This window comes from Streptomyces capillispiralis (genome assembly GCF_007829875.1).
In the GTDB taxonomy this organism is placed as follows: Bacteria; Actinomycetota; Actinomycetes; order Streptomycetales; family Streptomycetaceae; genus Streptomyces; species Streptomyces capillispiralis.
Genome location: NZ_VIWV01000001.1, coordinates 5977011 through 6003845, shown reverse-complemented (window position 1 = coordinate 6003845; position 26835 = coordinate 5977011). Strand labels below are relative to the sequence as shown.

At 70.9% G+C, this 26835-nt stretch carries 21 protein-coding genes; 7 read left to right on the top strand and 14 right to left on the bottom strand.

Going from position 1 to position 26835, the window contains the following annotated elements:
* Window positions 1-9 precede the first annotated feature (9 nt).
* Complete coding sequence (gene dnaE / locus FHX78_RS26135; RefSeq protein ID WP_145869846.1) at window positions 10-3549, bottom strand: DNA polymerase III subunit alpha; 3540 nt, start codon at window positions 3547-3549, stop codon at window positions 10-12.
* 226 nt (window positions 3550-3775) lie between these two features.
* Here dnaE and FHX78_RS26130 point away from each other — a divergent pair, with 226 nt between their 5' ends.
* From FHX78_RS26130 to FHX78_RS26110, 5 genes are all read left to right on the top strand, one after another.
* Window positions 3776-5125, top strand: a complete 1350-nt coding sequence (locus tag FHX78_RS26130; protein WP_145869845.1) for a DUF2252 domain-containing protein — start codon at window positions 3776-3778, stop codon at window positions 5123-5125.
* A gap of 95 nt (window positions 5126-5220) precedes the next feature.
* Window positions 5221-5916, top strand: coding sequence for a hypothetical protein (locus FHX78_RS26125; RefSeq protein ID WP_145869844.1), 696 nt, complete (start codon window positions 5221-5223; stop codon window positions 5914-5916).
* A 135-nt stretch (window positions 5917-6051) separates the two neighbouring features.
* Complete coding sequence (locus tag FHX78_RS26120; RefSeq protein ID WP_145869843.1) at window positions 6052-6864, top strand: DsbA family protein; 813 nt, start codon at window positions 6052-6054, stop codon at window positions 6862-6864.
* A gap of 90 nt (window positions 6865-6954) precedes the next feature.
* Window positions 6955-8637: an alkaline phosphatase D family protein gene (locus FHX78_RS26115; protein ID WP_145869842.1), complete on the top strand. Its 1683-nt coding sequence runs from the start codon at window positions 6955-6957 to the stop codon at window positions 8635-8637.
* Between the two features lie 329 nt (window positions 8638-8966).
* Window positions 8967-9950 carry a zinc metalloprotease gene (locus FHX78_RS26110; RefSeq protein WP_145869841.1) on the top strand — a complete coding sequence of 328 codons (984 nt, stop codon included), beginning with the start codon at window positions 8967-8969 and terminating at the stop codon, window positions 9948-9950.
* Here the strand turns inward: FHX78_RS26110 and FHX78_RS26105 are convergent.
* Window positions 9935-10525, bottom strand: a complete 591-nt coding sequence (locus tag FHX78_RS26105; protein WP_145869840.1) for a dienelactone hydrolase family protein — start codon at window positions 10523-10525, stop codon at window positions 9935-9937. The genes FHX78_RS26110 and FHX78_RS26105 overlap by 16 nt on opposite strands.
* A gap of 107 nt (window positions 10526-10632) precedes the next feature.
* On the opposite strand from FHX78_RS26105, the gene FHX78_RS26100 reads away from it, so the two are divergent.
* Complete coding sequence (locus FHX78_RS26100) at window positions 10633-11748, top strand: mechanosensitive ion channel family protein (protein WP_145869839.1); 1116 nt, start codon at window positions 10633-10635, stop codon at window positions 11746-11748.
* 7 nt (window positions 11749-11755) lie between these two features.
* Here the strand turns inward: FHX78_RS26100 and FHX78_RS26095 are convergent, their stop codons facing one another.
* The 6 genes from FHX78_RS26095 to FHX78_RS26070 all read right to left on the bottom strand — a co-directional run bounded on the left by FHX78_RS26095 (window position 11756) and on the right by FHX78_RS26070 (window position 17208).
* Window positions 11756-12496, bottom strand: coding sequence for an SDR family NAD(P)-dependent oxidoreductase (locus FHX78_RS26095; RefSeq protein WP_145869838.1), 741 nt, complete (start codon window positions 12494-12496; stop codon window positions 11756-11758).
* Between the two features lie 41 nt (window positions 12497-12537).
* Window positions 12538-14124, bottom strand: a complete 1587-nt coding sequence (locus tag FHX78_RS26090; RefSeq protein WP_145869837.1) for a Na+/H+ antiporter — start codon at window positions 14122-14124, stop codon at window positions 12538-12540.
* A gap of 88 nt (window positions 14125-14212) precedes the next feature.
* On the bottom strand, window positions 14213-14683 hold the full coding sequence (locus FHX78_RS26085) for a GNAT family N-acetyltransferase (protein WP_145869836.1): 471 nt from the start codon (window positions 14681-14683) through the stop codon (window positions 14213-14215).
* On the bottom strand, window positions 14680-15624 hold the full coding sequence (locus tag FHX78_RS26080) for an RluA family pseudouridine synthase (RefSeq protein WP_145869835.1): 945 nt from the start codon (window positions 15622-15624) through the stop codon (window positions 14680-14682). Before FHX78_RS26080 ends, FHX78_RS26085 begins: the two co-directional genes overlap by 4 nt.
* A gap of 43 nt (window positions 15625-15667) precedes the next feature.
* The gene (lspA, locus tag FHX78_RS26075) at window positions 15668-16264 is read right to left on the bottom strand and encodes a signal peptidase II (RefSeq protein WP_145869834.1); all 597 of its coding nucleotides are present in this window, start codon (window positions 16262-16264) and stop codon (window positions 15668-15670) included.
* A gap of 65 nt (window positions 16265-16329) precedes the next feature.
* Window positions 16330-17208 (bottom strand): TraR/DksA family transcriptional regulator, encoded by an 879-nt coding sequence (locus tag FHX78_RS26070; RefSeq protein ID WP_145872163.1) that lies wholly within the window; start codon window positions 17206-17208, stop codon window positions 16330-16332.
* A gap of 1041 nt (window positions 17209-18249) precedes the next feature.
* Between FHX78_RS26070 and ileS the strand changes: the two genes are divergently transcribed.
* Complete coding sequence (gene ileS / locus FHX78_RS26060; RefSeq protein ID WP_145869833.1) at window positions 18250-21393, top strand: isoleucine--tRNA ligase; 3144 nt, start codon at window positions 18250-18252, stop codon at window positions 21391-21393.
* A 225-nt stretch (window positions 21394-21618) separates the two neighbouring features.
* Here ileS and FHX78_RS26055 read toward each other — a convergent pair whose 3' ends face one another.
* From FHX78_RS26055 to ftsZ, 6 genes are all read right to left on the bottom strand, one after another.
* Window positions 21619-22773 carry a DivIVA domain-containing protein gene (locus FHX78_RS26055; protein ID WP_145869832.1) on the bottom strand — a complete coding sequence of 385 codons (1155 nt, stop codon included), beginning with the start codon at window positions 22771-22773 and terminating at the stop codon, window positions 21619-21621.
* A gap of 52 nt (window positions 22774-22825) precedes the next feature.
* Window positions 22826-23116 carry a YggT family protein gene (locus tag FHX78_RS26050; RefSeq protein WP_004932337.1) on the bottom strand — a complete coding sequence of 97 codons (291 nt, stop codon included), beginning with the start codon at window positions 23114-23116 and terminating at the stop codon, window positions 22826-22828.
* Window positions 23117-23165: 49 nt separating this feature from the next.
* Window positions 23166-23807, bottom strand: coding sequence for a cell division protein SepF (locus tag FHX78_RS26045; RefSeq protein ID WP_145869831.1), 642 nt, complete (start codon window positions 23805-23807; stop codon window positions 23166-23168).
* Between the two features lie 129 nt (window positions 23808-23936).
* Window positions 23937-24656: a YggS family pyridoxal phosphate-dependent enzyme gene (locus tag FHX78_RS26040; RefSeq protein ID WP_145869830.1), complete on the bottom strand. Its 720-nt coding sequence runs from the start codon at window positions 24654-24656 to the stop codon at window positions 23937-23939.
* Between the two features lie 5 nt (window positions 24657-24661).
* Window positions 24662-25390 (bottom strand): peptidoglycan editing factor PgeF, encoded by a 729-nt coding sequence (pgeF, locus tag FHX78_RS26035; RefSeq protein WP_145869829.1) that lies wholly within the window; start codon window positions 25388-25390, stop codon window positions 24662-24664.
* Window positions 25387-26580 carry a cell division protein FtsZ gene (gene ftsZ / locus FHX78_RS26030; RefSeq protein WP_145869828.1) on the bottom strand — a complete coding sequence of 398 codons (1194 nt, stop codon included), beginning with the start codon at window positions 26578-26580 and terminating at the stop codon, window positions 25387-25389. The genes pgeF and ftsZ overlap by 4 nt, the downstream gene beginning before the upstream one ends.
* Window positions 26581-26835: the final 255 nt, after the last annotated feature.

Here is a 26835-nt window from a genome sequence, read left to right as displayed (position 1 = left end):
CGGACGGTGCTAGCCGGCCAGGCAGGACGGGCCGAGCAGCACCTTCAGGTCGCCGAACAGGGCCGGATCGGGCTTGACCCGGTGCCGGTCCAGACGCAGCACCGTCGTCCTGGTCGGCCCCTGGAGCTTGATCCGGACCTCGCTGTCGCCCTTGTGGTGGGTGAGGATCTCGCCGAGCCGGCTGACCATCGGCGGTGTCACGCGGGTGGCCGGGATGGTGAGCACCACGGGCGCGTTGGTGCCCGCGTTGGACAGGTCGGGGACCATCAGCTCCATCGCGACCAGCCGCGGCACGTCCTCGCGCTTGTCGAGCCGGCCCTTGACGAAGACCACGGCGTCCTCGACGAGTTGCGTCGAGACGAGCTGGTAGGTCGCCGGGAAGAACATGCACTCGATGGAGCCGGCCAGGTCCTCGACCGTGGCGATGGCCCAGGCGTTGCCCTGCTTGGTCATCTTGCGCTGGAGGCCCGAGATGATGCCGCCGATGGTGACGACCGCGCCGTCGCCGAAGTCGCCGCCGGTGAGCTGGGAGATGCCCGCGTCCGCCTTGTCGGACAGCACGTGCTCCAGGCCGAACAGCGGGTGGTCGGAGACGTAGAGACCGAGCATCTCGCGCTCCTGGGCGAGCAGATAGGTCTTGTCCCACTCGTCGTCGGTGAAGGTGACGTCGAGGCCGAAGCCGGGCTCGCTGGTCTCGGCCTCGCCCATGCCGCCGAAGAGGTCGAACTGCCCCTCGGCCTCCTTGCGCTTGACCGCGACCACGTTGTCGATCATCGGCTCGTACTGGGCGGTGAGGCCCTTGCGGGTGTGGCCCATGGAGTCGAAGGCGCCGGCCTTGATCAGGGACTCCGTGGTGCGCTTGTTGCAGACGACCGCCTCGACCTTGTCGAGGTAGTCGGGGAAGGAGGCGTACTTCCCCTTGGCCTTGCGGCACTTGATGATCGACTCCACGACGTTGGTGCCGACGTTGCGCACCGCGGAGAGGCCGAAGAGGATCACGTCGTCGCCCTGGGCGGCGAAGTTGGACTCGGACTCGTTGACGTTGGGCGGGAGCACCCGGATGCCCATGCGGCGGCACTCGTTGAGGTAGACCGCCGACTTGTCCTTGTCGTCCTTGACCGAGGTGAGCAGCGCGGCCATGTACTCGGCGGGGTGGTTCGCCTTGAGGTAGGCGGTCCAGTAGGACACCAGTCCGTACGCGGCGGAGTGCGCCTTGTTGAAGGCGTAGCCGGCGAACGGCACCAGCACGTCCCAGAGCGACTGGATGGCCTCGTCGCTGAAGCCCTTCTTGCGGGCGCCCTCCTGGAACAGCACGAAGTTCTTCGCCAGTTCCTCGGGCTTCTTCTTGCCCATCACGCGGCGGAGGATGTCGGCCTCGCCGAGCGAGTAGCCGGCGATGATCTGGGCGGCCTTCTGCACCTGCTCCTGGTAGACGATCAGGCCGTAGGTGACGTCCAGGACCTCCTTGAGCGGCTCCTCCAGCTCGGGGTGGATCGGTGTGATCTCCTGCTGGCCGTTCTTGCGGAGGGCGTAGTTGGTGTGCGAGTTCATGCCCATCGGGCCCGGGCGGTACAGGGCCGACACGGCGGAGATGTCTTCGAAGTTGTCCGGCTTCATCAGCCGGAGCAGGGAGCGCATGGGGCCGCCGTCGAACTGGAAGACGCCGAGGGTGTCGCCGCGCTGGAGCAGTTCGAAGGTCGTGGGGTCGTCGAGCGGAAGGCTCAGGAGATCGATGTCGATCCCCTTGTTGGACTTCACCATCTTGACGGCGTCGTCCATGATCGTCAGGTTGCGCAGGCCGAGGAAGTCCATCTTCAGCAGGCCGAGCGACTCACAGCTCGGGTAGTCCCACTGCGTGATGGTCACGCCGTCGGTGTGCCTGACCCAGACCGGGACGTGGTCGGTGATGGTCTCGCTGGACATGATCACGCCGGCGGCGTGCACGCCCATCTGCCGCACCAGGCCCTCGACGCCCTTGGCGGTGTCGATGACCTTCTTCACGTCCGGCTCGTTCTCGTACATCGCCCGGATCTCGCCCGCCTCCGAGTACCGGGGGTGCTCGGGGTTGGTGATGCCGTCGAGGTTGATGCCCTTGCCGAGGACGTCGGCGGGCATGGCCTTGGTGAGGCGGTCGCCCATCGCGTACGGGTAGCCCAGCACGCGCGCGGAGTCCTTGATCGCGTTCTTGGCCTTGATGGTGCCGTAGGTGCCGATCATGGCGACCTTGTCGGCGCCGTACTTCTCCGTCACGTACCTGATCACCTCGACGCGCCGGCGCTCGTCGAAGTCGATGTCGACGTCGGGCATCGAGATGCGCTCGGGGTTGAGGAACCGCTCGAAGATCAGTCCGTGCGGGATGGGGTCGAGGTCGGTGATGCCGAGGGCGTAGGCGACGATCGAGCCGGCCGCGGAGCCACGGCCCGGGCCGACGGCGATGCCCTGCTTCTTGGCCCACATGATGAAGTCGGCGACCACGAGGAAGTAGCCCGGGAAGCCCATCGAGATGATGGTGTCCATCTCGTACTCGACCTGCTTCATGCGGTCGTCCGGGATGCCGTCCGGGAAGCGGCGGTGCATGCCGCGCAGGGTCTCCTCGCGGAACCAGCTGACCTCGGTGTACCCCTCCGGGATGTCGAACTTGGGCATCAGGTCGCGCTTCTCGAACATGCCCGTGGTGTCGACCATCTCGGCGATCAGCCGGGTGTTGGCGCAGCCCTGCTGCCAGGCGTCCGAGGAGTCGATGGCGTACATCTCGTCGGTGGACTTGAGGTAGTAGCCGGTGCCGTCGAACTTGAAGCGGTCGGGGTCGGAGAGGTTCTTGCCGGTCTGGATGCACAGCAGGGCGTCGTGGGCGGTCGCCTCGTGCGCGTACGTGTAGTGCGAGTCGTTGGTGACCAGGGGCGGGATGCCGAGCTTCTTCCCGATCTCGAGCAGGCCGTCGCGGACCCGGTGCTCGATCTCGATGCCGTGGTCCATCAGCTCCAGGAAGTAGCGGTCCTTGCCGAAGATGTCCTGGTAGTCGGCGGCGGCCTTGAGGGCCTCGTCGAACTGGCCGAGGCGCAGCCGGGTCTGGAGCTCGCCGGAGGGGCAGCCGGTGGAGGCGACGATCCCCTCGGACCACTTGGCGATGGTCTCCTTGTCCATGCGGGGCCACTTCTGCAGCCAGCCCTCGGCGTAGGCGTCGGAGGAGAGCCGGAAGAGGTTGTGCAGGCCGGTCGCGTTCACCGCCCACATCGTCTTGTGGGTGTAACCACCGGAACCGGAGACGTCGTCCCGCTTCTGGTGCGGCTGGCCCCACTGGATCTTGCGCTTGTTGCGCCGGGACTCGGGGGCGACGTACGCCTCGATCCCGATGATCGGGGTGACTCCGGCCTTCTGGGCGGAGTGGAAGAAGTCGTACGCCCCGTGCAGGTTGCCGTGGTCGGACATGGCGATGTGCGTCATGCCCATCTCGTTGCAGGCGTTGAACATGTCCTTCAGCCGCGCGGCACCGTCCAGCAGCGAGTACTGGGTGTGGACGTGCAGGTGCGTGAACGGCGGCTTCGACACGGTGCGGCCTCCAAGGCGAACTCTCGGCGACGGACTGTGGACGGTCCGCGGACGGCAGGCGGACAGTCCGGGGGACAGCCTCGAAGTCTATGCCCCGGCACTGACACCCGGAGCGCATCCCGGCGTACCTTCGGGCGGGGGTCACGGGCACTCCGGCCCCCCGTCACACGTTACGCAGGGGACGGGCCACCGTCCCGAAACGATCCGCACCAGGAGGCACCCAGCGATGTCGGTCCCGCAGCTCAACGACGAGCACCGCGGCGAGGAGATCCTCGCCGTCCTCGACACCGCCTTCGGCGAGCTCCTGGCCGCCGACCCGGCCGCCTTCCGCGTGAAGTTCCGGAAGATGGCGGCCTCGGCCTTCGCGTTCTACCGCGGGACGGCGTGCCTCTTCTACCACGACCTGGACGCCGAGAGCGCCGGGCGGGTCGGGAGGGGCATACACAGCGGGCCGTACCTGGACGACCGGACGTCCCGGGTCTGGATCCACGGCGACCTCCACGCGGAGAACTTCGGCACGTACATGGACTCCAACGGCCGCCTGGTCTTCAACGTCAACGACTTCGACGAGGCCTACGTCGGCCCCTTCACCTGGGACCTCAAGCGCTTCGCGGCCTCGGTGGCGCTGATCGGCTACGCGAAGGCGCTCAGTGACGAGCAGATCACCGAGCTGGTCACCGTCTACGCCGCCGCCTACCGGGAGCGGATCCACGCGCTGGCCACGGGCGCGAAGAGCGACGAGGTGCCGCCGTTCACGCTGGACACGGCCCAGGGGCCGCTGCTGGACGCCCTGCGCGACGCCCGCTCGCTGACGCGTTTCGGGCTGCTGGAGTCGATGACCGAGATCCGTGACTTCGAGCGCCGCTTCGCCGCCGGCGGCGGCGCGGTCGAGCTGGACGCCGCCACCCGCTACAAGGTGCTGGCCGCCTTCGACGGCTATCTGGAGACGCTGCCGGACGCCTCGCTGGCCCGCCCGGACTCCTACCGGGTGAAGGACGTCGTGGGCCGGCGCGGCATCGGCATCGGCTCGGCCGGGCTGCCGTCGTACAACATCCTGCTGGAGGGCCACAGCGACGCCCTGGAGAACGATGTGGTGATCTACATCAAGCAGGCCCAGACCCCGGCCGTCTCCCGGCACGTCACCGACCCGGCCATCGGCGCCTACTTCCAGCACGAGGGGCACCGCACGGTGATCTCCCAGCGCGCCCTCCAGGCGCACGCCGACCCGTGGCTGGGCTGGACCGAGCTGGACGGCGCGGGCCAGCTGGTCGCCGAGGTCTCGCCGTACGCCGTGGACCTGGACTGGGGCGACATCGACGAGCCGGAGGAGATCGCCCAGGTGGTCGCCGACCTCGGCCGGGCCACGGCCACGATGCACTCGGCGGCGGACGACACCTCCGGCGAGTCCCTGGTGCCGTTCTCCACCGAGCGCGCGATCGACGCCGCGATCGCGGCCGACGAGGACGGGCTGGTCCCGCTGCTGGTCGGCTTCGCGCACGACTACGGCGCGCGGGCCCGCCGGGACCACCAGATCTTCCTGGACCTGTTCCGCAACGGCAGGATTCCGGGGCTGTGACCCCTGCGACCCGTGTGACCTCCGTGACCGCCCGTCCGTCCACAGGAACCCTTTAGGGACCTCTTACCGGAGCACGTGACACACTCTTCACCGCCATGGACATATCCGGAACCCGACTCAGAGCCGTCCGCGCGGCGCTGTTCACGGCCGTCGTCGTGACGCTCAGCACCGCGTCGCACGTGCTGCTGTCCGGGGCTCCGCTGCCGGTGAGCACGGTGGCCGCGATCGCCGCCGCCGTGTTCGCCCTGGCGTACGTCCTGGCGGGCCGGGAGCGCTCCTTCGGGCGGATCGCCGCCCTGCTGATCCCGCTGGAGCTGGCCGCCGACACCGTCTTCACCACCGGCCAGCACGTCTGCTACGGCCGGATGGGCGGCCCGGTCGCGGGCCCGCTGCGCTCCGTCGGCTTCGACGTGCTGTGCGGCGGCGCCGACGTGGGCGCACCCCTCGCCCGGGTCACCGGGTCCGCCGCCGAGGGCGGCGACCGGCTGGCGGGCCTGTTCGCCCAGGCCGACCCGGCCACCGCCTGGGCGCTGCTGGGCGCCCACATCGGGGTCGGCCTGTTCGCCGCCGCGTGGCTGCGCCGCGGCGAGCGCGCGCTGGCCCAGCTGCTGGGCGCGGTGGCGGCGACCACCTTCCGGCCGCTGCTGCTCGCGGTCGCCGCGGGGACCGTCCGGGCCCCCGGGACGCTCCGCCCGTTCCGCCCGGCGCGCCGCGCCGCCACGGCCCGGACCCTGCTCTTCGTGCACTCCCTGGGGCGGCGCGGACCGCCGTGCCCCACCGCCCTCGTCTGAGGCGACCCCGCCCCGGTACCGGTGGTCCGGGTCGCCCGAGGCACCCGGCCCGGCTGCCGGCAGGCCTCCCCCGCACGAACAGTCCCCATACGTATCCCGCACACGACGTGTGCGTCCCCCGTGGAGAACATCACCATGAGCAAGCGGAACAGCCAGGCGGCGAAGCAGGCGGCCCGTGAGCGGCTGCGCGTCGAGCGCGAGCGCCAGGCCAAGCGCGACAAGGTCAAGCGGCAGCTCGTCGTCGCGGGCTCCCTCGTCGGTGTGCTGGCGATAGCCGGCGGCATCAGCTACGCCGTCGTCCAGGGCAACAAGCCCGACCACTGGGAGGCCGCGGCGGACGCCAAGCTCGTCAAGCCGGCCCACACCAGCGGCGAGAACGGCACCACCGTCGTCATCGGCAAGTCCGACGCGAAGAAGACCCTGGAGCTGTACGAGGACCCGCGCTGCCCGGTCTGCGCCTCGTTCGAGCAGACGGTCGGCAAGACGATCGAGAAGGACGTCGAGGAGGGCAAGTACAAGATCCGCTTCATCGGCGCCTCGTTCCTCGACCGCAACCTGACCGGTGAGGGCTCCAAGAACGCCCTGAGCGCGCTGGGTGCCGCGCTGGACGTCAGCCCCGAGGCGTTCCTCGCGTACAAGGCCGCGCTCTACTCGGCCGAGTACCACCCCGAGGAGACCGACGACAAGTTCAAGGACGACGCCTACCTGATCAAGATCGCGAACACGGTCGACGCCCTGAAGGGCGACAAGGGCTTCCAGACGGCCGTGAAGGACGGCACCTACGACAAGTGGGCGCTGGAGATGTCCGAGGTGTTCGACAAGAGCGAGGCCCAGGGCACGCCGACGCTGATGATGGACGGGGAGAAGCTCACCGGCTCCGACGGCCAGAACGCGCCGATGACGGTGGCCGAGTTCACCACGGCGGTCGACAAGGCCCTCAAGGCCTGAACCGGGGCCGGCTGACCGCAGGCCGAAGAGCGGGCGAACTTTCGCGAGTTCGCCCGCTCTCGCGTGTACCTGTCAGTAACCTGATCGGCTGTGACCAGCCGACACAGATCATCCGAGAGTGCCGTCCCCGCCACCGCGGACCCCAACTCCCTCTCCCCGCGCCGTCGTACGGTCGTCAGGGCAGCCGCCGCCACCGCGGTGCTGGCCGGACCGCTCGCCGCGTCCCTGCCCGCCTGGGCGGCGACACGGGCCCCCGCCTTCCTGCACGGCGTGGCCTCCGGTGACCCCCTGCCGGACGGCGTCCTGCTGTGGACCCGGGTGACCCCGGTGCCGGAGGCGATACCCGGCTCAGGGCTGGGCCCGGACACGGAGGTGAGCTGGACCGTCGCCCGGGACAAGGCGCTCACCGACGTCGTCTCCTCGGGCTCGACGCTCGCCACCGCCGCCTCCGACCACACCGTCAAGGCGGACATCCGGGGCCTGGCACCCGCCACCGACTACTGGTTCCGCTTCTCCGCGGGCGGCGCCGACTCCCCCGTCGCCCGCACCCGCACCGCCCCGGCCGCCGACGCCGCCGTGCCCGGGCTGCGCTTCGGCGTGGTGTCCTGCTCCAACTGGGAGGCCGGCCACTTCTCGGCGTACCGCCATCTCGCGGCCCGGTCCGACCTGGACGCCTGGCTGCACCTGGGCGACTACCTCTACGAGTACGCGACCGGCGAGTACGGCACCCGCGGCGAGGCCGTCCGCCCGCACGCGCCCGCCCACGAGATCGTCACCCTCGCCGACTACCGCGTCCGGCACGGGCAGTACAAGACCGACCCCGACCTCCAGGCCCTGCACCACCGGGCGCCGGTCGTCGCGATCTGGGACGATCACGAGATCGCCAACGACACCTGGTCGGGCGGCGCCGAGAACCACACCGAGGGCGCGGAGGGGACCTGGGCGGCGCGTCAGGCCGCGGCCAAGCAGGCCTACTTCGAGTGGATGCCGGTGCGCCCCGCGCTGGCCGGCACCACCTACCGCCGGCTGCGCTTCGGCCGGCTCGCCGACCTGTCCCTGCTGGACCTGCGCTCCTTCCGGTCCCAGCAGGTCTCCACCGGTGACGGCGACGTGGACGACCCGGACCGCACGCTCACCGGGCGCGCCCAGCTGGACTGGCTGAAGGCGGGCCTGACGGCGTCCGACACCACCTGGCGGCTGGTCGGCACCTCGGTGATGATCTCGCCGTTCTCGGTGGGTTCCCTCCCCGCGAGCATTCTGAAGCCGCTCGCGAAGCTGCTGGGCCTGCCGCAGGAGGGCCTGGCCCTCAACACCGACCAGTGGGACGGCTACACCGACGACCGCCGCGAACTCCTCGCCCACCTGCGCGCGAACGCCGTCCGCAACACGGTCTTCCTCACCGGCGACATCCACATGGCGTGGGCCAACGACGTGCCGGTGAACGCGGGCACCTATCCGCTGTCGGCCTCGGCCGCCACGGAGTTCGTCGTCACCTCGGTGACCTCGGACAACCTCGACGACATCGTGAAGGTCCCCGAGGGAACCGTCTCCGCGGTCGCCGCTCCGCTGATCCGGGCCGCCAACCGGCACGTCCACTGGGTCGACACCGACCGCCACGGCTACGGCGTGCTGGACATCACCGCCGAGCGGGCGCAGATGGACTACTACGTGCTGTCCGGCCGTACGACGGCGGACGCCACGTCGGCGTGGGCGCGCTCGTACCGCACGCGCAGCGGCACGCAGAAGGTCGAACGCACCTACGACCCGGTGTAGCCCCCGCCCCGTGAGGGGCGATTTTCAGCCACTCCCCGCCGCGGGATGGCCCGTTCGCGGCGGAGCGCATCGCTACGGCGGGTGGTGTGGGACCGTGAGCCGAATCCGGACACACCACCCGCCCGATGGCCGAATCGATGGCATCCCGCTGCCGGAGGGTGCGCGCCGTAACGTTTCCTCTTTCGCCACTTCCGCGATTGCCCCTGTTTGACCGGCGGTTGATTGGGCTTGATCACTCCTCTTGGCGCATAGTCATGTCCACGTAATCTCCCGGCGGCGGCCAGGAAGATCCCTGGCCCCTCTCCCCATCGCATCCGCCAGGAGCCCTCATGCGTACGCTCGCCCGGATCTCGTCCCTGTCGCGCAGACGTCTGCTCGGTACGGCCGTCGTGGCCGGAACCCTCATGCTCACCCCCCTGTCCGCGCCCACCACCGTCGCCGCGGCCGACACCACCCGGTCCGCCGAGTGCGCCGACGACGCCCACACCGCGGCCCGCGAGGCCCACCCCGGGCACGGCGAGCACGCCGCCGAGCCGAACGAGATCAGCGCGGCCCGCGCCCAGGCCATGGACGCCGACCTGCGCGCCAAGCTGGACCGGCTGCGCGCCACCGGCCGGAGCACCGCGACCGCCGCCTCGGTGAGCGTCCCGGTCTACTTCCACGTCATCCACGACGGCGAGACCGGCAAGCTCGGCTCCGCCGCCATCACCGCGCAGATGAACGTCCTGAACGCGGCCTACGCCGGCCAGGGCACCGGCAACACCGACTCCGGCTTCCAGTTCACGCTGGCGGGCACCGACTACACCGACAACGCCGCCTGGTACACCGTCGGCTACGGCTCGCCGGAGGAGAAGGCGATGAAGACCGCCCTGCACCAGGGCGGCGCGAACGCGCTCAACTTCTACACCGCCAACATCGGCGACGGCCTGCTCGGCTGGGCCACCTTCCCCAGCTCCTACCGCTCCAGCCCGGAGATGGACGGCGTCGTCGTCCTGAACTCCTCGCTGCCCGGCGGCTCCGCCACCCACTACGACGAGGGCGACACCGCCACCCACGAGGTCGGCCACTGGATGGGCCTGTACCACACCTTCCAGGGCGGCTGCAATGGCAGCGGCGACTACGTCAGCGACACCCCGGCCGAGAAGAGCGCCGCCTACCAGTGCCCCGAGGGCCGCGACACCTGCGCCCGCGGCGCGGGTGCCGACCCGATCCACAACTTCATGGACTACACCTACGACGCGTGCATGTACCAGTTCACCGCCGGTCAGGTGACGCGCATGCAGGAGAGCTGGACCGCCTACCGCGCCGGCTGATCCCCCTCCAGCGAGCCGAGGAAGCCGAGCGCCACCCGCCAGGTGGCCTCGGCGGCCTCCTCGTCGTAGTCCGGCAGGTCGGGGTCGGTGTAGAGGTGGCCCGCCCCGGCGTACCGGTACACCTCCACGTCGGCGCCGGCCCGGCCAATCCGCAGGTACCAGGCGGTGAGCCAGTCGTCGGTCTCGAACGGATCGGGCTCGGCGACGTGCAGCTGCACCGGCAGGTCGTCCACCGAGGCGTTCTCCGCGATGTCGGAGGTGCCGTGCAGCAACAGCAGTCCGCGCGCCTTCTCGTCGCCCAGGGCCAGCGTCTGGGCCACGGAGGCGCCGAAGGAGAACCCGGCGTACACCAACCCGCGCTCCGAGTAGGGCGCGGCGGCCAGCACCGCCCGCCTCAGCAGCTCGTCCTTGCCGGTCTCCTCCTTGTACGCCGTGCCCTCCTCGACCGTGTCGAACGTACGGCCCTCGAAGAGGTCGGGCGTCCACACCTCGTGTCCGGCCGCGCGCAGCCGGTCCGCCGCCCGCCGCACCGCGGGGCGCAGACCGTAGGTCGAGTGAAAGAGCACGATGTTCATGAGGCCATGGTGCCAGCCCGGTGTGACGGTGCCGGATCCCGGCCGTACCCCTGATCGCGCGGAAGTCACATGTTCATGCCCGCGGTGGGCCGGTTAGGTTCGAGGGCATGGATGACGTGCTCCGCCCCCTGATCGTGGTCGGCGGCTCGGTCGTGCTCACGCTGCTGCTCGGCTGGGCCACCGACCTGCTGCTGCGCAAGGCCGACGAACGCCACCACGACACTCCGCTGTGGGGTCTGCTCCGCCGCGGCCGCGTCCCGTACCAGCTGGTGATCTGCGCGGCCCTGCTGAGAGGGTCCTACGAGGAGGCCCGGCTGCTGCCGAGCCACGAGGCGGGGATCGGCAGGACCCTGACACTGGTGCTGATCGGCTCGGCGGCCTGGCTGGTGATCCGCATCGCGGCCGCGGTCGTCGAGACCTCGTACACGCGGTACGCCAGCTCCCGCCACCAGCGCGACCCCGCCCGGGTCCGCCGCGTGCGCACCCAGGTGACGCTGATCCGCCGGGTGGTCTCGGCGATCGTCGGTGTGGTGGCGGTGGCCGCGATGCTGCTGACCTTCCCGGCGATGCGCGCGGCGGGCGCCTCGCTGCTGGCCTCGGCGGGCATCCTCGGCATCGTCGCCGGTGTGGCCGCCCAGTCCACGCTGAGCAACATGTTCGCCGGGCTGCAGATCGCCTTCGGCGACATGGTGCGCATCGGGGACACGGTGGTCGTGGACGGCGAGTGGGGCACGGTGGAGGAGATCACCCTCACCTTCCTCACCGTGCGCACCTGGGACGAGCGCCGGATCACCATGCCGGTGTCGTACTTCACCTCCAAGCCGTTCGAGAACTGGTCGCGCGGCACCCCGCAGATGACCGGCATCGTCTTCTGGCACCTCGACCACTCGGCCCCGCTGGAGGCGATGCGCGACAAGCTCCGCGACATCCTGCGCGACTGCCCGGCCTGGGACGGCCGCGCCTACAACCTGAACGTGACGGACAGCACCCCCAGCACCATGGAGGTGCGGGCCCTGGTCACGGCCAAGGACGCCGACGACATATGGACGGTGCGGGTGGAGGTCCGCGAGCGGATGATCCGCTGGCTGACCGAGGAGCACCCGTACGCGCTGCCCCGGGTCAACACGGCGGACGCGGTGCCGGCGCCGGGCCGCGACGGCCGCGGCTCCCCCGGCGGCATTCCGGCGGCCCGCCGTGCGCACAGCCATCCCAGGGAGCGCTGAGCGGGCCTCAGTGGCCTCGCTCGGCGCCGCCGTTGACCTGGATGATCTGCGAGGTGATGTGCGCGGCGCCCGGGGAGGCAAGCCAGTGCAGGGTCGCGGCCACGTCCCCGGGCGTCCCGGCCCGCTTGTCCAGGGTCTCCTCGACCAGCCACGTCCGCAGGCCCTCGTCGATGCCGTCGCCGAAGAACGCGGTGTCCTCGATGTAGCCGGGGGCGACCACGTTCACGGTGATGCCGTGCGGGCCGAGCCTGCGGGCGAGGTCGTGCGCGTACGGGTGCAGGCCCGCCTTGGCCGCCGCGTACGCCACCTGCCCGTGCCCCCGGTAGGCGGCGATGGAGCTGAGGAACAGCACCCGGCCGCCGGGCTCGGCGAGGCGCTCCCGCAGGGCCTCCGTGAGCAGCGCGGCGGACAGGAGGTTGAGGCGGAAGTTGACGGTCCAGGAGCGGACGACCGCGTCGAGCGGGTCGTCGCCGGCGGCCGGGGGCTCCAGCAGCCCGTTGCCCCCGGCGGAGTGGATCAGTACGTCCACGGCGCCCAGCTCCCGGCCCACGAAACCGGCGACGCCGCGCACCGCCTCCGGGTCCGCCAGATCGGCGGCGTAGGTCAGGGCGCCCGGCACCGGGGCCCGCTCCAGGACCTCCGCGCGCCGTCCGAGCAGCAGCACCTGGTCCCCGTCGGCGGCGAACACCCGCGCGGCGGCCAGACCGATCCCCGTGCCGCCCCCACTGATCACGACATTCCGAGTCATGCCCAGACTTTACGGACGAAAGGGCGCGGCTGTCGCCAAGCTCACCGCAGACTGCGCACATCGAGGTGGCGCAGCACCCGGTCCACGACCTCCGGGTCCGCGCCCGGCTCGCTGCGCGCCGCCAGCACCTCGTGCCGGGCGGCGCTGAGCATCTCCCGCTGGATCCGGCGGACCCGCTTCAGCCGCAGCGCCCGCTGCCGGTGCGCCTCCCGCCGCTCGTCCTCCGCGAGGTCGGGACTGATCCGCACACCGATGTCGAAGGCCCTGCGCAGCATCTGCTCGGACAGTTCTTCCGGCAGTTCCTCGACCTCCTCGATCTCCCGCAACCGGTGCTTGGCCGCCTTCGTCGCGCGCACCGCGAGGTCGTGCTCGAACCGCTTCTCGCGCCCTGTGTCGGCCCGCACGCCCAGCCGTCCCACCAGCCAGGGCAGGGTCAGCCCCTGCACCAGCAGCGTCGCCATGATCACGCCGAACGCGATGAAGACGATCTCGTCGCGGCCGGGGAAGGCCGCCCCCGCGTCGGTCTCCAGCGGAATGGCGAGCGCCAGCGCCACGGAGGCCACCCCGCGCATCCCCGACCACCACATCACCACGGTCTCGCGCCAGCTGACCGGGATCTCCTCGGCGGTGTCCCGCGCGGCGTGCAGCCGCTGCGTCAGCCAGGTCGCCGGGAGCAGCCACAGCAGCCGCACCAGGACGACCACGCCCACGATCACCGCGGCCCGGGCCAGCAGTTCTCCCCAGCGGCCGGAGGCGGTGCGGATCGCGTTGTGCAGTTCGAGCCCGACCAGCCCGAACGCCACGCCGGTGACCAGGGTGTCGACGATGTCCCAGACGGTGTGCCCGGCCAGCCGGGTCATGACGTCGTCGGCGTCGGTGGCGTACTCGACCAGGAACAGCGCGGTGGTGAGCACGGCGAGGACGCCGGAGCCGTGCAGTTCCTCGGCCAGCACGTAGGAGGCGTACGGCACCAGCAGGCTGAGCCCGATCTGCAGGGTGGCGTCCCCGAGCAGGTCCATCAGCCGGTTGGCGCCCCAGCCGAGCGCGAGTCCGACGGCCACCGCGACCACGGCCGACAGCACCAGGTCGAACCCGGCCTCCCAGGGCGAGAAGGTGCCGCTGACCACGGCGGCGATCGCCACGTTGTAGAGGACGATCGCCGTGACGTCGTTGAACAGGCCCTCGCCCTCCAGGATCGACACCAGCCGGCGCGGCAGCCCCAGCTTCCCGGCGACGGCGGTCGCGGCGACCGGGTCGGGCGGCGCGACCAGCGCGCCGAGGGCGAAGGCGGCGGCGAGCGGCAGCCCGGGCACGATCGCGTGGGCGACGGCGGCCACGCACAGCATGGTGACGAAGACCAGCGCGACCGCGAGCAGCAGGATGGGTCTGACGTTCGCCGCGAACTGCCGCCAGGAGGTGCGCCGTACGGCGGCGTACAGCAGGGGCGGCAGCAGCAGCGGGAGGATCAGGTCGGGCGGGATCTCGACGTTCGGCACGAACTCCAGGAGCGCCAGGACGATGCCGAGGACCGTCATCAGCACCGGCGCGGGCAGCCCCAGCCGCTCACCGACCGGGACGCTCACCACGGCCCCGAGCAACAGGGCGAACAGCAGGGTCAACTGATCCACGGTCGGCACTCCGGACGGATCGGCGGTCGCAGGGCGGATCTCCACCCTGCCACGCCTCCGCCCTCACCAGGCCGTTCGCCGCCTCCGGCTACAGAACGCGCCGCATGGCCCGGTGCGGCATCCCCGCGTCCGGGAACTCCGGCCCGTAGGGCTCGTAGCCCAGCCGCTCGTAGAAACCGAGGGCGTGGGTCTGGGCGTGCAGGTCGACCGCGGTGAGGCCGCGCGCGCGGGCCGCGTCCTCGATGGCCCGCACCAGCGCCGCACCGACGCCGAGGCCGCGCGCGGCGCGCGTCACCGCGAGCCGGCCCAGGGATCCGACGGCCGGGTCGCCGCCGTTCTTCGCCGCGGCGGCCGCGCCGTGCAGCAGCCGTCCGGTGCCGAGCGGTACGCCGTCCTCGCCGATCGCCAGCACGTGCACGGCGTCGGCGTCGTGGGTGTCGTACTCGATGTCCTCGGGGACGCCCTGCTCGGCGACGAAGACGTCCTTGCGGACCGCGAAGCAGGCCTCGCGGTCGGCGGGCTCCTCCGCCACGCGCACGACGACGTGGGGGACGCTCATGCGTAGGTCTCCTCGCGGACCTGGTCGAGCGCCTGCTGCAGGTCGTCGGGGTACTCGCAGCCGAACTCCACCCACTGCCCGTCGCCGGGGTGCTCGAAGCCGAGCCGCACCGCGTGCAGCCACTGCCGGGTCAGGCGCAGCCGCTTGGCGAGCGTCGGGTCGGCGCCGTAGGTGAGGTCGCCGACGCAGGGGTGGCGGTGGGCGGCCATGTGCACGCGGATCTGGTGGGTGCGGCCGGTCTCCAGCTTGACGTCGAGCAGGGAGGCGGCGCGGAAGGCCTCGATGAGGTCGTAGTGCGTGACGGACGGCTTGCCCTCGGCGGTGACCGCCCACTTGTAGTCGTGCTGCGGGTGGCGGCCGATGGGGGCGTCGATGGTGCCGCTGGTGGGGTCGGGGTGGCCCTGGACGAGCGTGTGGTAGCGCTTGTCGACCGTGCGCTCCTTGAACTGGCGCTTGAGCGACGTGTACGCGCGCTCCGACTTGGCGACGACCATCAGGCCCGAGGTGCCGACGTCGAGGCGGTGCACGATGCCCTGGCGCTCGGCGGCGCCGGAGGTCGAGATGCGGTACCCGGCGGCGGCGAGCCCGCCGATCACGGTCGGGCCGGTCCAGCCGGGCGAGGGGTGGGCGGCGACGCCGACGGGCTTGACGATCACGACCACGTCGTCGTCGTCGTGCACGATCTCCATGCCCTCGACGGGCTCGGCGACCACCTGGACCGGGGCGGGCGCCTGCGGCATCTCCACCTCCAGCCAGGCGCCGCCGCTCACCCGCTCCGACTTGCCGACCACCGATCCGTCGACCGTGACCTTCCCCGCGGCGGCGAGTTCGGCCGCCTTGGTCCGGGAGAAGCCGAACATGCGGGAGATGGCGGCGTCGACGCGCTCGCCCTCCAGGCCGTCGGGCACGGGCAGGGTACGGATCTCGGGAATCGTGCTCACCCGTCGAGTATGCCGGACGGGCCGGACAGCGCCGTACGCGCGTTCAGTCCTTGTGGACGGTGCCGTCCGGGTCGAGGCCCCGGAACGACAGCAGCACGATCAGGATGCCGCCGCACACGATCGCCGAGTCCGCCAGGTTGAACACGGCGAAGTGCTTGGGGGCGATGAAGTCGACGACCGCGCCCTCGAAGACACCCGGGGACCGGAAGATCCGGTCGGTGAGGTTGCCGAGGGCGCCGCCGAGCAGCATGCCGAGCGCGATCGCCCAGGGCAGGCTGTAGAGCTTGCGCGCCAGGCGGATGATCACCACGATCACCGACGCGGCGATCACCGTGAAGATCACGGTGAAGGCCTCGCCGAAGCCGAACGCCGCGCCCGCGTTGCGGATCGCCTCGAACCTCAGCCAGTCCCCGATGATCTCGATGGGCTCGTGGTGCTCCAGCTTGGCGACCACGATCATCTTGCTGATCAGGTCGAGGGCGTAGGCGAAGGCGGCGACGGCGAACAGCACGACGACCCGCCGCTTGCCGCGGGGCCGCCCGGTCTCCGCCGCCGTGCCCTCGGTGCCGGCCGTCTCCTGCTCGTCCCGGTCCGCGTCCGGGGTGTCCGGCGTACCGATGATGCGCTCCGCCTCTGCCACGTGAGTCCCTCAACCTAGGTACCTGACTGAGGACGAGGGTACGGCACGACCTGCACGGCCGCCGATCAGTACCGGCGCTCCTGCTTCTGCTTGCACTCGACGCACAGGGTGGCCCGCGGGAAGGCCTGCATCCGGGCCTTTCCGATGGGGTTGCCGCAGTTCTCGCACAGGCCGTACGTCCCGGCGTCGAGGCGCTGGAGGGCGCGTTCGAACTGGGTGAGCATCTCGCGCGCGTTGGCGGCGAGCGCGAGTTCGTGCTCGCGCGTGATGTTCTTGGTCCCGGTGTCCGCCTGGTCGTCGCCCGCGCCGTCGCCGGAGTCCCGCATCAGGCCGGCCAGCGACTGCTCCGAGGACGTGATCTCCTCGCGCAGCCGCAGCACCTCGGACATCAGCTCGGTCCGCGCCTCCTCGACCTCGTCCGGAGTCCAGGGCTCCTCGCCCGGACGCACCGCGAGGTCGCCCGGCTCCGCCGCGCCGATCCGGGCCTTGGGTACAGCGGTCTTCGCCGCCGTCGCCGCCGTGCCAGGAGTCTTCTTCGCACCCACCGTCGTCACTCCCGTCTGCGGCGCGGCCTCGGCCGCGTCCGCGTCATCGGCCGCGCTGTGCCCGGCCACATCCTGAGCGGACCCACTGGTCCTGGCGACGCCCCGCGGCTTCCCGCCGGCGCCACCACCCGGACCCTCCGGCCCGGTTCCCTCCGCCCCCGCCACGACGGCACCCGCCGCCCGGGCCGCCTTCTCCGGGGGCACGTCGCGGGCCCTCGTCTTCTTGGCGGGCGCCTTCCCCGCGGGCGCCTTGTCCGCCGCTGCCGTCTTCTTCGCCACCGTCTTCTTCGCCGCTGTCTTCTTCGCCGTCGCGGCCGTCTTCTTCTTCGCCGCCGCGGGCGGCTTCCCCGGCGCCGCCTTCTTCTCGGGCGCCCCGGCAGCCGCCGTCTTCTCCGCCACCGCCTTCTTGGGAGGTGTCCCCTGCTCAGGGGACTTCTTCGCAGGGGACTTCTTCCCTGCCGGCCGCCCGACAGGCGCCTCCGCCTCCTCGACGGCCGCACCTCCCGTCGCCGTACCCCCGGCCGCCGTCCTCTTCGCAGGCTCCTCCATGACGGACGCCTTCTTCCCGGACGCCTTCTTCACGGACGCTGTCTTTCCGGACGCTGACTTCCCGGACGTCCTCGCGGACGCCTTCTTCACGGCCGCCTTGGGTGCGGCGGGTCCCCCGCCGTCCGCCCCCACCTCGGGTGCCGCCGTGCCGCCGACCGTCGCCAGCGTGCCCCGCGCCTTCCCACCGGACCCCTTCGTCCCACCGGTCCCACGGGACCCACCACCGGGAACGGATCGGGGCTCGCCGAACGGCGCCGACTGCTGTACGGCGGTCTTCTTCGCCACCATGGCCGCGGCCCCTTCACATATTGTGATCTTGCACGCGAATCGTGCTGGGACGATAAATCGACTTGAGTCCCGCGGCAACGGGGCACACCGCCCGATTCCCCCGCCCCGCGGACGCCGCGCGACGAGCCTGCATGCGTTGTGCCCAGCTCCCCGCCGGGTATGCCGCCGGGAAGGGCGCCCGGGAATCCGAACACCCGTACCTCGCCATTCGGAGTACACCGGGCGGCAGGGCACCGAAACGGCGTCCCGCCCCCCGGTCGCGGAAATCGGGTCGGCCGCTGTCCCCGGCGCGCCGTACACTGGGCGGAGCGAAAAGCGTGGATGGGGACGAGTAGCGGCGTACGCAGCCCAGAGCGACCCGGGGACGGTGTGAGCCCGGGGGCGAGCGCGACGTGAAGATCACCCCGGAGCCGCCGGAAGAAACCCCCACGGGGGCGGTAGAACCGGCATCGCGACCCCAATGAGGGGGCTCACCGGCGCACACGAAGCACCGGGGGGCCAAGGAGGGTGGTACCGCGGGAGCGCGCCAAGGCGGCGCAGGGATCGACACGGCTCTCGTCCCTCCGGACGGAAGGCAGCAAGTCCGCCGGAGGAAGCCCGCTGATGACAACGCCGACGTACCGCCAAGTGCCCGCCCAGGTCGACCTGCCCGCCCTCGAGCACGCCGTGCTCGACTTCTGGCGCGAGCAGAAGATCTTCGCCAAGAGCCTGGAGCAGTCCGAGGGACGCCCCGAGTGGGTGTTCTACGAGGGCCCGCCCACCGCCAACGGCATGCCCGGCGCCCACCACATCGAGGCCCGCGTCTTCAAGGACGTCTTCCCCCGCTTCCGCACCATGCGCGGCTACCACGTGGCCCGCAAGGCCGGCTGGGACTGCCACGGCCTCCCGGTGGAGCTCGCCGTCGAGAAGGAACTCGGCTTCTCCGGCAAGCAGGACATCGAGGCGTACGGCATCGCCGAGTTCAACGCCAAGTGCCGCGAGTCCGTGACCCGCCACACCGACGCCTTCACCGAGCTGACCACCCGCATGGGCTACTGGGTCGACCTCGACGACGCCTACCGCACCATGGACCCGGAGTACGTCGAGTCCGTCTGGTGGTCGCTGAAGGAGATCTTCACCAAGGGCCTGCTGGTCCAGGACCACCGCGTGGCCCCCTGGTGCCCGCGCTGCGGCACCGGCCTCTCCGACCACGAGCTGGCGCAGGGCTACGAGACGGTCGTGGACCCCTCCGTCTACGTCCGCTTCCCGCTCACCTCGGGCCCGCTGGCCGGCGAGGCCGCGCTGGTCGTCTGGACGACCACCCCGTGGACCCTGGTCTCCAACACCGCGGTCGCCGCCCACCCCGAGGTGACGTACGTCGTCGCCACGAACGGCGAGGAGAAGCTGGTCGTCGCCGAGCCGCTGCTCGCCAAGGCCCTCGGCGAGGGCTGGGAGGCCACCGGGCAGTCCTTCACCGGCGCCGAGATGGAGCGCTGGACCTACCGGCGCCCCTTCGAGCTGGTGGAGTTCCCCGAGCCCGCCCACTTCGTGGTGAACGCCGAGTACGTCACCACCGAGGACGGCACCGGCCTGGTCCACCAGTCCCCCGCCTTCGGCGAGGACGACCTCAAGGTCTGCCGCTCCTACGGCCTGCCCGTCGTCAACCCGGTCCGCCCCGACGGCACCTTCGAGGAGGACGTCCCGCTCGTCGGCGGCGCCTTCTTCAAGAAGGCCGACGAGAAGCTCACCGCCGACCTCGACGAGCGCGGCCTGCTCTTCCGGCACATCCCGTACGAGCACAGCTACCCGCACTGCTGGCGCTGCCACACCGCGCTCCTCTACTACGCGCAGCCGTCCTGGTACATCCGCACCACGGCCATCAAGGACCGCCTGCTCCAGGAGAACGAGAAGACCAACTGGTTCCCCGACTCCGTCAAGCACGGCCGGTACGGCGACTGGCTGAACAACAACATCGACTGGGCGCTGTCCCGCAACCGCTACTGGGGCACCCCGCTGCCGATCTGGCGCTGCGAGGACGACCACCTCACCGTCGTCGGCTCCCGCGCGGAGCTGACCGAGCTGACCGGCACCGACCAGTCCGGGCTCGACCCGCACCGCCCGTACATCGACGAGGTCACCTTCGCCTGCCGCCACGACGGCTGCGGGAAGACGGCCGTGCGCGTGCCGGAGGTCATCGACGCCTGGTACGACTCGGGCTCGATGCCGTTCGCGCAGTGGGGCTACCCGTACAAGAACAAGGAGCTGTTCGAGAGCCGGTACCCGGCGCAGTTCATCTCCGAGGCCATCGACCAGACCCGCGGCTGGTTCTACACCCTGATGGCGGTCGGCACCCTCGTCTTCGACAAGTCGTCGTACGAGAACGTGGTCTGCCTCGGTCACATCCTGGCCGAGGACGGCCGCAAGATGTCCAAGCACCTGGGCAACATCCTGCAGCCGATCCCGCTGATGGACCAGCACGGCGCGGACGCGGTCCGCTGGTTCATGGCGGCCGGCGGCTCGCCGTGGGCGGCCCGCAGGGTGGGCCACGGCACCATCCAGGAGGTCGTCCGCAAGACGCTGCTGACCTACTGGAACACGGTCGCCTTCCAGGCCCTCTACGCCCGCACGTCGAACTGGGCTCCCTCCGCGGCCGACCCGGCCCCAGCCGACCGGCCGGTCCTCGACCGCTGGCTGCTGTCCGAACTCCACGCGCTCACCGACCAGGTGACGCAGGCTCTGGAGGGCTACGACACCCAGCGCGCCGGCAAGCTGCTCTCCGCGTTCGTCGACGACCTGTCCAACTGGTACGTCCGCCGCTCGCGCCGCCGCTTCTGGCAGGGCGACAAGGCCGCGCTGCGCACCCTGCACGAGGTCGTGGAGACGGTCACCCGGCTGATGGCCCCGCTGACCCCGTTCATCACCGAGCGGGTCTGGCAGGACCTGATCGTCCCGGTCACCCCGGGCGCCCCGGAGTCGGTGCACCTGTCCACCTGGCCCGAGGCGGACCTGACCGCCATCGACCCGGAGCTGTCGCGGCAGATGCTGCTGGTGCGCCGTCTGGTGGAGCTGGGCCGTGCCACCCGCGCGGAGTCGGGCGTGAAGACCCGCCAGCCGCTGAGGCGGGCGCTGATCGCCGCGAGCGGCTTCGACGGCCTCGACCCGGAGCTGCACGCGCAGATCACCGAGGAGCTGAACGTCGAGTCGCTGGCGTCGCTGTCCGAGGTGGGCGGCTCGCTGGTGGACACCACGGCCAAGGCCAACTTCCGCGCGCTGGGCAAGCGGTTCGGCAAGCGGGTCCAGGACGTGGCCAAGGCGGTCGCGAACGCGGACGCCGCCGCGCTGTCCCTCGCGCTGCGCGAGGGCACGGCCTCGGTCGAGGTCGACGGCGAGACGATCACCCTCGCCCCGGACGAGGTGATCATCACGGAGACCCCGCGCGAGGGCTGGTCGGTGGCCTCCGACGCCGGTGCCACCGTCGCCCTGGACCTGGAGATCACCGAGGAGCTGCGCCGCGCGGGCCTGGCCCGGGACGCGATCCGTCTCATCCAGGAGGCCCGCAAGAACAGCGGCCTCGACGTGGCCGACCGGATCGCCCTGCGCTGGACGGCCACGGACGCCGCGACGGTCGACGCCCTGACCGGCCACTCCGCCCTGATCGCCGACGAGGTCCTCGCCACCGACTTCGCCCAGGGCGAGGCGGACGCCGGCTACGGCGACGCCTTCACGGACGAGGGCCTGTCCCTGACGTTCCGCCTGCGCAAGGCGTAACACGCGGGGCACCGCACACGAGGGCCCGGTGCCGCCAGGAAGAATCTTGGCGGCACCGGGCCCTCGGCGTGGTGTCCGACGGACAGCTGCCCCGCGGTCGAACACCCACCGCAGGGACGACGGGCGCGCACAGCACAAGGGCGGGGCCCCCGGAATCCTGTGGATCCGGGGGCCCCGCCCTGAACGCTGCCGACTGCTACGCCGTACTCATGACCACGAGGGCCGTCAGTTGTCGTCCTCGTCGATGAGGAACCCGCGCATCGGCGAGGGCGCCTGACCCATCGGAGAGGGGCCCTGCGGACGCACCGGCGCCATCGGCTGGGTCATCGCCGGCTGCATCTGCTGCTGACCGCCGTAGGACGGGCCGGACTGGCTCGGCGGGCCACCCATCGTCTGGGTGCCGCCGTAGGACGGCGCACCGGCACCGGCCGGAGCCATCGAGGGCGCCGGGGACGGCGGCAGCGACGGGGCGCTGGAGGCGGGAGCCTGGCGCGGCGGGGCGAGCGAGTCGTCCGCCTGGGTCTCCAGCTGGCGCAGCTGCGACTCCAGGTAGGACTTCAGCCGCGTGCGGTACTCGCGCTCGAAGCCGCGCAGGTCCTCGACCTTGCGCTCCAGCGTGGCGCGGGCGGACTCCAGGGAGCCCATCGCGACGCGGTGCTTCTCCTGCGCGTCCCGCTCCAGGGCGTCCGCCTTGGCGCGGGCGTCCCGCTCGAGACCCTCGGCACGCGAACGCGCCTCGCCGACGATCTTGTTGGCCTCGGAACGGGCCTCGGCGATCGCCTGGTCGGCGGTCTGCTGGGCCAGCGACAGGACGCGCGCGGCGCTGTCGCCACCCGGGCCGCCCTGACCGGGCATACCGGGTCCGCCCATGGGACCGCCCATCGGGCCGCCATGGCCCATCTGCCCCTGCATCGGGCCGCCCTGGCCCATCGGCCCGGGACCCTGACCCATGGGGCCGGGGCCCTGCGGGCCGCCCTGTCCGCCGGGGCCGGCGGGCAGCTGCGGCGCACCGCTCGGCAGCTGGGGCGGACCACCCATGGGGCCACCCATCTGCTGCTGCGGCGGGCCCGATATCCCGGCGGGCACCGGAGCGCCGGGACCTCGCATGCCCTGCTGGGGCATGCCCTGGGGCGGCCCCTGCTGCTGTTGCTGCTGCTGGTCCTGTGGCTCAGGAGGCTTGCGCATGTTCTGCTGGTTCTGCGCGGCGGCACGCGTGGCCGCGGCCAGCTTGGCGCGCAGGTCCTCGTTCTCGCGGAGCAGGCGCGTCAGTTCGGCTTCGACCTCGTCGAGGAAGGCATCGACCTCGTCCTCGTCATAGCCTTCTCGGAGGCGGACGGTCGTGAACTGCTTGTTCCGCACGTCCTCGGGGGTCAACGGCATCTCTTCACCTCAACGTAGTCATCGGCAGTCGGCAAGACCGTATCGTCCACAGTCACCTCGCGAGATTGCCCACGATCGAGATCAGGATGTAGACGATGATCATCAGGACGAAGAAGGACAGGTCGAGCGCCACGCCCCCGAGACGCAGCGGCGGGATGAACCGCCGCAGAAGCTTCAGCGGTGGATCGGTGACAGTGTAGGTGGCCTCCAGGACGACCACCATCGCCTTGCCGGGTTGCCACGAGCGGGCGAACTGGAACACGTAGTCCATGACCAGCCGGAAGATGAGCACGATGAGGAACACCATCAGCGCGATGTAGATCACCTGCGCGAACACGCTCATGGCCTGTTTTTCCCTCTCCCCTGTGCACTGCTCGGTCCGGTACTGCGTCTCAGCTCTGGTTGAAGAACCCGCCCTCTGCGATGCGGGCCTTGTCCTCCGCCGTGACATCGACGTTAGCAGGAGACAGCAGGAACACCTTCTGCGTCACCCGCTCGATGCTGCCGTGAAGACCAAACACCAAACCGGCCGCAAAGTCGACAAGTCGCTTCGCGTCTGTGTCATCCATCTCAGTCAGATTCATGATCACCGGCGTGCCCTCACGGAAGTGTTCCCCGATGGTACGGGCCTCGTTGTAGGTCCGGGGGTGGAGCGTGGTGATCCGGTAAGGCTCTCGTTCGGACACGACCTTGGGCATGATCACCGGTGCGTTCTTCTCCAGGCTCGCGCGTTCTTGTGTGATGGATGCCACGGGCGCGATCCGCGCCGGGCGTGGCGATTCCGCGGGGAGCGAAGCGGAACGGGAGACCGGTTCGCGCGGCGCGGGAGGGTGTACGACTCGTACCTCTTCGTCCCTTTGGGACTGATGTGCACCGTGCGACTGGTGAGATGACTCATGTCGCCGGTGGTCCCGCTCGGGCTCCGGGTCGAGTTCGGGTTCGAAGTCGTCATCTGGGTCGAATCCGCGGCCGTCGTACCCATCGTCCTCCACGAGGCCGAGGTAGACCGCCATTTTGCGCATCGCGCCGGCCATGCTCCGAGTCCTCCGCTCTGTGGTGGATCTGCTGACGACCGCCAAGTGCCCGCGATCCACTAGGTCGTTACGTCCGCTATTTGGCGGAAATGACCATATTTTCTGCTGTGGTCCGACTTCTTGGCGACGTTACCCGAGCCCGGGGCGGACTCCGAGTACCGCACTGCCGACGCGCACATGTGTCGCTCCGGCGGCCACAGCCTGTTCGAGGTCCGCACTCATCCCTGCCGAGACCATGTTCGCAGTCGGATGGGTGCGGCGCAGGTCCGTCGACAAATCCATCAACCGCTCGAAGGCGGCCTGTTCGCGTCCCGCGTACTCGCCGGTGAGCGGGGCGACCGTCATCAGCCCGTCCAGCCGCAGCCCCTCGGCCCCGGCGATGAGCGCGGCCAACTCCGCGACCGAGCCGGGCGCGACTCCTCCGCGCTCGCCCCGGCCGCTCGCGCCGGCGTCGAGGGCGACCTGGACGAGACAGCCCACCTCGCGCCCGGCCCGCACGGCCTCCTTGGAGAGAGCCGTCACCAGTCGGGATCGGTCGACCGACTGTACGAGATCGGCATAACCGACCACGGAACGCACCTTATTGGTCTGAAGCTGACCGACGAAATGCCACGTAAGGGGCAGATCCGAGCACTCCGCCGCCTTGGGGGCGGCGTCCTGGTCCCGGTTCTCGGCGACGTGACGCACACCGAGTTCCGACAGGATCCGCACGTCGCTCGCGGGGTAGGTCTTGGTGACCACGATCAGGGTCACCTCGTCGCGCGCGCGGCCGGCGGCGGCGCACGCGGCGGCGATCCGCTCCTCCACCCTCGCCAGGTTCACGGCGAGTTCGTCCTTACGGTCCGTCATCTTCCTCAGTCCAGCCACACATGACCCGCGAGCCGCCCGGTGGTGCGGTCGCGGCGGTACGAGAAGTGATCCGCCGACTCCAGCGTGCACACCGGCGACTGCTCCCGGTCGCGCACCCCGAGCCGTTCGAGCTGCGCGTGCACGCCCGCGGCGACGTCGACCGCCGGTGTGCCCCAGCTCGTGACGGCGTGCGCCGCCGGCTCGGCGGCGGCCACCTCGGCGCGCATCGCCTCCGGCACCTCGTAGCACCGGCCGCAGACGGCGGGTCCGGTGCGGGCGACGATCCGCGAGGGTTCGGCGCCGAGTCCGGTCATGGCCCGTACGGCGGCGGGGACCACCCCGGCGACCAGTCCGGGCCGGCCCGCGTGGGCCGCGGCGACGACTCCGGCGACGGGGTCCGCCAGCAGGACCGGCACGCAGTCGGCGGTCAGCACCGCGAGGGCGAGTCCCCGCCGGGCGGTGACGATCGCGTCGACCTCCGGCACGGGACGCTCGCCCCACGGCTCGTCGACCACGACCACGTCGGCCCCGTGGACCTGGTTCATCCAGACCACCAGGGCCGGGTCGACGCCGAGGGACTTGGCGGCCAGTTCGCGGTTGGTGCGGACCGCGCCGGGGTCGTCGCCGACCGCTCCCCCGAGGTTGAGCTCCTCATACGGAGCGGCGCTCACCCCGCCCCACCGGTCGGTGAAGGCGAAGTGCGCGCCGCTCACGCTCTCGCGCTGTCCTATCACTTCAGGAAGTCCGGTACGTCCAGTTCCTCGGCGGCGCTGTCGTAGGACCGCGACGGCGGGACCGGCGGCTGGACGACCGGGATGTCGTTCACCGGCTCCGGGGCCACCGGCTCCGGGTCCTCCTTCGGCGTGACGCTGCCGAGCGAGCCGAAGGACGGGCGGCTCTCGGGCTGCCGCGCCGGGGCGGGCTCCTCGCGCTTGGCCGAGGACGAACCGAGGACGTTGTCCCGCTTGGCCGGGGGCTGGCCGCCGTCGAAGCCGGCCGCGATCACGGTGACCCGGACCTCGTCGCCGAGGGCGTCGTCGATCACCGCGCCGAAGATGATGTTGGCCTCGGGGTGCGCGGCCTCGCTCACCAGCTGGGCCGCCTCGTTGATCTCGAACAGGCCGAGGTCGCTGCCGCCGGAGATGGAGAGCAGCACGCCGCGGGCGCCGTCGATGGAGGCCTCCAGCAGCGGCGAGGAGATGGCCATCTCGGCGGCGGCCACCGCGCGGTCGTCGCCGCGGGCCGAGCCGATGCCCATGAGCGCCGAACCGGCCTCGGACATGACGGACTTGACGTCGGCGAAGTCGAGGTTGATCAGACCGGGCGTGGTGATGAGGTCGGTGATGCCCTGCACACCGGAGAGGAGCACCTGGTCGGCCGACTTGAAGGCGTCGAGGACCGACACCTGGCGGTCCGAGATGGACAGCAGCCGGTCGTTCGGGATCACGATGAGGGTGTCGACCTCTTCGCGGAGCTCCGCGATGCCGTCCTCGGCCTGGTTCGCGCGGCGCCGTCCCTCGAAGGTGAACGGGCGGGTGACCACACCGATGGTGAGGGCACCGAGCGAGCGGGCGATGTTGGCCACGACGGGCGCGCCGCCGGTGCCGGTGCCGCCGCCCTCACCGGCCGTCACGAAGACCATGTCGGCCCCCTTGAGGACCTCCTCGATCTCCTCGCGGTGGTCCTCGGCGGCCTTGCGGCCGACGGCCGGGTTGGCTCCGGCGCCGAGTCCGCGGGTGAGTTCACGGCCGACGTCGAGCTTGACGTCGGCGTCGCTCATCAACAGAGCTTGCGCGTCGGTGTTGATGGCGATGAACTCGACGCCCTTGAGACCGACCTCGATCATCCGGTTGATGGCATTGACACCACCGCCGCCGACACCGATGACTTTGATGACTGCGAGGTAGTTCTGCGGTGCTGCCACGTCGAAGGCCTCTCGCCTCGAGTTACGTGTCGCCCGACCGCTGAAGCACTGATGCCCCCGCGACCCGACGACTGATGCCGAATGGGACGGTCCGTAGCGCCGACCCGAACCCTAACGTTGAAGTTTAGGGTTACCAGTGTGTCTGTTCCCTGGAGTCTTCTGAACAGGACACTAAGTCGACAAGTGGCGCGCGTTCAACGAACACGCCGAACCTCCCGTTTTTCTTTTCACCCTATGTGATCAGCCGTAGCGCTG